Genomic DNA, 5,073 nt, shown 5'->3' on the forward strand with positions numbered 1-5,073 from the left:
ATCATCGGCCGCCTGTTCCGCGAATTCGCGGTCGTGCTGGCGATGACCATCTTCGTCTCGATGTTCGTGTCGCTGACGCTGACCCCGATGATGGCCTCGCGCTTCCTGCGCGCCCACAATGACGAGAAACACGGCCGCTTCTACCAGCTCAGCGAGCGCGGCTTCGACGCCATGCTGCGCGGCTATCAGAGCGTGCTCGACCTCGCCTTGCGCTGGAAGTTCACGACGCTGATGATCTTCTTCGGGACGCTGGCGCTGTCGGTCTACCTGTTCGTCATCATCCCGAAGGGCTTCTTCCCGCAGCAGGATGTCGGCCTGATCACCGCGACCTCGGAAGCCAACCAGGACATCTCCTTCGCCGACATGAAGCGGAAGCAGGAGGAACTCGGCAAGATCGTGCAGCAGGATCCCGCGGTGGCGACGGTGGCGATGGCGATCGGCGGCAGCGGCCGCGCCGGCAATAACGGCGCGATGTACATCACGCTGAAGCCGCTGAAGGATCGCGACGCCAACGCGCAGCAGGTCATCGCCCGGCTGCGGCCGAAGCTGGAGAAGGTCGAGGGTGCCCGGCTGTTCATGCAGGCGGCGCAGGACGTCCGCCTCGGCGGCCGCCCGACCCGCACCCAGTTCGAATTCACGCTGCAGGATGCCAACCTCGCCGAATTGAACGAATGGGCGCCGAAGATTCTCGGCAAGATGCAGACGCTGCCGCAGCTGCGCGACGTCGCCACCGACCAGCAGACCAACGGCACCACGCTCGAACTGAAGATCAACCGCGACACCGCCTCGCGCTACGGCATCCAGCCGCAGCTGATCGACGACACGCTCTATGATGCGTTCGGCCAGCGCCAGGTGACGCAGTACTTCACCCAGCTCAACAGCTACCACGTGATCCTCGAGGTATTGCCGGAGCTGCAGGGCGCGATCGACACGCTGAACAAGATCTACATCAAGTCACCGCTGACCGGCGAACAGGTGCCGATCTCGACCTTCGCGACCTGGACCAGCGTGCCGGTACGGCCGCTCTCGATCAGCCACCAGGGCCAGTTCCCGGCGATCACGATCTCGTTCAACCTGGCGCAGGGTGTCGCGCTTGGCCAGGCGACGGAAGCGGTGCAGAAGGCGATGGTCGACCTCGGCGCGCCGCCGACACTGAGCTCGAGCTTCCAGGGCACCGCGCAGGCATTCCAGCAATCGCTGTCGACAGTGCCGCTGTTGATCCTCGCGGCGCTCGTGGTCGTCTACCTGATCCTCGGCATCCTCTACGAGAGCTACATCCACCCGATCACGATTCTGTCGACGCTGCCGTCGGCCGGCGTCGGCGCGCTCGCGATCCTGATGGCGGCCGGCTTCGACTTCTCGCTGATCGCGCTGATCGGCATCATCCTTCTGATCGGCATCGTGAAGAAGAACGGCATCATGATGGTCGATTTCGCGATCGCGGCCGAGCGCGACCAGCACATGGAGCCTGTGGCGGCGATCCGCCAGGCCGCCCTGCTCCGCTTCCGCCCGATCATGATGACCACGATGGCCGCCTTGCTCGGCGGCGTGCCGCTGATGTTAGGGACCGGCACCGGCTCGGAAATCCGCCAGCCGCTCGGCTACGCCATGGTCGGCGGCCTGATCGTTAGCCAGGCGCTGACGCTGTTCACGACGCCGGTCGTCTATCTCTATCTCGACAGGCTCTCGAATGCGTTTGCGAACTGGGGCCGCTCGCCGCGCGCCGACCACGACGCTGACGACGGCGAGCATGGATCGGTCAAGGAGGCCGCCGAGTGACTTGACTTTGCCGGCATCCCGGCACATCCGAAAGATGTTCATTTCGGAGCCGGTATCGTGAAGATTGTCGCAAAGTCGCTCTTCGTCCTGTTCACCGTGTTCGGCATGGCCCACTCCGGCCACGCTCAGACGGCCAAGAGCAAGAACGCGCCCGCTCCGGCAGCTGCTCCCGCCGCTCCCCAGAGCGATGCAACAGCCCCCAACAATTCCGGCTGGATCGCACGCTGCACCAGTGCGAGCCGCGACGCTCCGCTCGAATGCGCGATGGAACAGACCGCGGTGCTCACCAAGACCGGCCAGCTCATCGTGCTGGTCAATATCCGCGTTCCCGGCGACACCCGCACGCCGGTTGCGCTGATCCAGCTTCCACTGGGATTGAACCTGCCTGTCGGCGCCAAGCTGCAGGTCGACGACGGCAAGGCCGTCGACGTGCCGATCCAAACTTGCGAGGCGCGCGGCTGCTACATCAATACGCCGATCGCCGCCGATGTCCTGACCCAGCTGAAATCGGGCAAGCAGCTCAAGGTGTCGTTCCAGAATCTCGGCAAGGAAACCATCTCGATCCCGATGCCGCTCGCCGACTTCGCGACGGTCTACGACAAGATCAAGTAGCGCCGCGCAGCGTAGCCGTTCGCTATCGCTCCCGCTTGTAGAGGAACGCGTTGTCCGGCTGCGGCATGCCGATGGTCTTGTAGAACCCGATCGAGTCAGGCGCCGACAACAGCAGGCACATCGATTCAGGTCCGGCGAGGCGCCGCGTCTCCGCGATCAGGCGCTTGCCGATGCCATGTCCCTGGTACCCGCGATCGACTGCAAGGTCGGACAGATAGCAGCAATAGGCGAAATCGGTCAGCGCGCGCGACACGCCGACCAGCTTGCCCGCCTTCCGCGCTGTCACGATCAGATTCGCATTGGCGATCATGCGCTCCATCCGGTCGGTATCCGCCAGCGGGCGCCGCTCGCCGAGGCCCGACTGCCGCAGCACCTCGATGAACTCGTCGACGCCGATCGACGCTTCACGGGCATAGAGAATTTCGTCCATCAACTTAAACCTCTACTGCAACGGGCCGGACCACGCGCGCGAGACCATGGTGGATTACGCCGGGCTAATCCACCCTCGATGCCGTGATGGCACACAAACGACTGACCTCCGCCGGCAGCTGCAGCCGGCAATCTCGTCGGGATTTCAGAGGATGATCACGCCACCGAGGCAGATTGGCTGGGGAACCTGGATTCGAACCAAGACAAACAGAGTCAGAGTCTGTTGTGCTACCGTTACACCATTCCCCAAGATTCGCCCGTGGTATCAACAGCTTAGCTGGATGACTGGACATCTCGGTGCAGCGGGTTCGCCTGCCAAATCAGCGCCCGCGCGAGTGCGACCTTCTACCCGCTTGGTCCCACGCTTGGCAAGCATTGTTGGCGGGGAATGGGCGTAAAATCACCGCCAGTGTGGGACCAGCCATTGGTGGCAGCTTTCCCCGCCAGGTCGTGGCTTCAAAGGTTTCACTGAAGGAATTCAAGAACCACGAAAGGATCGGCGGCGAGGAATGCTCCGACGCTGAACCCGACGAAGCCAAGCGCGACCGCGCCGATCCAGCCGTGATGCGCCCAGCCATAGCTCGCACCGATCAACGTTCCGAGCCCGATCATGGAAACCGCCCACACGACGTGAGCGACGAGCTTGAGTACCTTGATCATCCAAGACGGAACGCACGTCATCAGGAACAGATGATCTCGCCCGCGCAATCCGCGGGCCTCTGCAAATAGGTCGATCTCGCAAGCGGCGTGTTCAACCAGAGCGCCCTGACAAAGCGCCGCACCGCCGTTTGGCACGGCGGCGCAAGAGACCGAACGACCACAGTCAGAGGGGGTCCAGCCGGCCGACCTCAGTACAGCCCGCCCGTCCCTGACCGCATCACGGCCCGATCGGCGTCCGGCGAAATGCCCTGCTGGGTGCCGTCGATCACGTCAGTGCCGGCAACCATCCCGGGATCATTGACCGGTGGTGCCTGGCCCGGCTTGAAGGCTTCGAGCACCACGCCTCTGTTCTGGCCAGGCGCGGCGCGCTGGCCGGTCTTGGCATCGACCAGGACCAGCCGGATGCCGACCGGCTGCTTGAACGGGGTGGCGGGCTTGTCGGCCAGCGCGAGCTTCAGGAAGTCGCGCGCGATTGGTGCCGCGGTATGGCCGGCCTGCGCGTTGCGGCCGAGCGAGCGCGGCTTGTCGTAGCCGACATAGAGACCGACGACGAGGTCCGGCGAGAAGCCGACGAACCAGAGATCCTTGGCCTCGTTCGAGGTGCCGGTCTTGCCGGCGAGCGGCTTGCCGACGTCCTTCAGGGCGGTGCCGGTACCGGCCTGAATCACGCCCTCCATCAGCGAGGTGATCTGGTAGGCGGACATCGCGTCGAGCACCCGCTCGCGGCGGTCGACGAGTTGCGGCTCCGGCTGGTTCTTCCAGCCCTCCGGCGCGTCGCAGCCGCGGCATTCGCGCTGATCGTGCTTGAAGATGGTGTGGCCGTAGCGGTCCTGGATGCGGTCGATCAAGGTCGGCTTCACGCGGACGCCGCCATTGGCGATCATCGAATAGGCCGTGGCCATCCGCATCACCGTGGTCTCGCCGGCGCCGAGTGCATAGGCGAGATAGTTCGGCAACTCGTCATAGACGCCGAAGCGCTTTGCATACTCGCCGATCAGCGGCATGCCGATTTCCTGCGCCAGCCGCACGGTCACGGTGTTGAGCGACAGCCGCAGCGCGTTGCGCAGCGTCACCTGGCCCTGATACTTGCCGGTGGAGAAGTTTTCGGGCCGCCAGATGTTGCCCTGCCCCTGGTCGATCTCGATCGGGGCGTCGATCATCATCGTCGATCCGGTGTAGCCATTGTCGAGCGCCGACGAATAGACGATCGGCTTGAAGGTCGAACCGGGCTGCCGGTAGGCCTGCGTCGCGCGGTTGAACTGGCTCTGGTCGAACGAGAAACCGCCGACCATCGCCAGCACGCGGCCGGTATGCGGATCCATCGCCACCATCGCGCCCGACAGTTCGGGGACCTGGCGCAGCCGGTACTGGCCTTCGACGCGCTGGCCGTCCTTGCTGAACAGCGGGTCGGCGTAGATCACGTCGCCGGGCTGCAACACCTGCGCCACCGATGTCGGCGTCTTGCCCTTGTACGGGCCGGAGAGCGCCCTCGCCCATCTGACGCCCTCGAGCGTGATGATGCCGGTCTCGCGCTGCTTGCTGATGGCGCCGCCGAGTTCGCGGCCCGGCTGGAAGCCGATCCGTGCCGACTGA

The 5,073-nt window shown here is 64.6% G+C and carries 5 protein-coding genes and 1 tRNA gene; 2 read left to right on the forward strand and 4 right to left on the reverse strand.

The window, feature by feature from the left end:
* Both AKL29_RS45665 and AKL29_RS27790 read left to right on the forward strand, forming a co-directional pair.
* On the forward strand, window positions 1-1,779 hold a 1,779-nt coding region (locus tag AKL29_RS45665), incomplete at its 5' end, for an efflux RND transporter permease subunit (protein WP_244482463.1).
* Window positions 1,780-1,884: 105 nt separating this feature from the next.
* Entirely contained in the window at window positions 1,885-2,391 is a 507-nt protein-coding gene (locus tag AKL29_RS27790) for an invasion associated locus B family protein (protein ID WP_050386386.1), read from the forward strand.
* A 22-nt stretch (window positions 2,392-2,413) separates the two neighbouring features.
* On the opposite strand, the gene AKL29_RS27795 is transcribed toward AKL29_RS27790, so the two are convergent.
* The 4 genes from AKL29_RS27795 to AKL29_RS45670 form a co-directional block, all read right to left on the reverse strand.
* Window positions 2,414-2,821, reverse strand: a complete 408-nt coding sequence (locus AKL29_RS27795) for a GNAT family N-acetyltransferase (RefSeq protein ID WP_018271115.1) — start codon at window positions 2,819-2,821, stop codon at window positions 2,414-2,416.
* Window positions 2,822-2,995: 174 nt separating this feature from the next.
* A tRNA-Gln gene (locus tag AKL29_RS27800) sits at window positions 2,996-3,069 on the reverse strand.
* 216 nt (window positions 3,070-3,285) lie between these two features.
* Window positions 3,286-3,615, reverse strand: a complete 330-nt coding sequence (locus AKL29_RS42325; RefSeq protein ID WP_152977802.1) for a hypothetical protein — start codon at window positions 3,613-3,615, stop codon at window positions 3,286-3,288.
* A 53-nt stretch (window positions 3,616-3,668) separates the two neighbouring features.
* The coding region (locus tag AKL29_RS45670) for a penicillin-binding protein 1A (RefSeq protein ID WP_249762036.1) at window positions 3,669-5,073 on the reverse strand (1,405 nt) is incomplete at its 5' end.

This window comes from Bradyrhizobium pachyrhizi (genome assembly GCF_001189245.1).
Classification (GTDB): domain Bacteria; phylum Pseudomonadota; class Alphaproteobacteria; order Rhizobiales; family Xanthobacteraceae; genus Bradyrhizobium; species Bradyrhizobium pachyrhizi.

Bases quoted from the DNA above. Each gene is read 5' to 3' on its own strand.
- AKL29_RS27790 (WP_050386386.1), top strand. From the start codon at position 1,885: ATGGCCCACTCCGGCCACGCTCAGACGGCCAAGAGCAAGAACGCGCCC.
- AKL29_RS27795 (WP_018271115.1), bottom strand. From the start codon at position 2,821: ATGGACGAAATTCTCTATGCCCGTGAAGCGTCGATCGGCGTCGACGAG.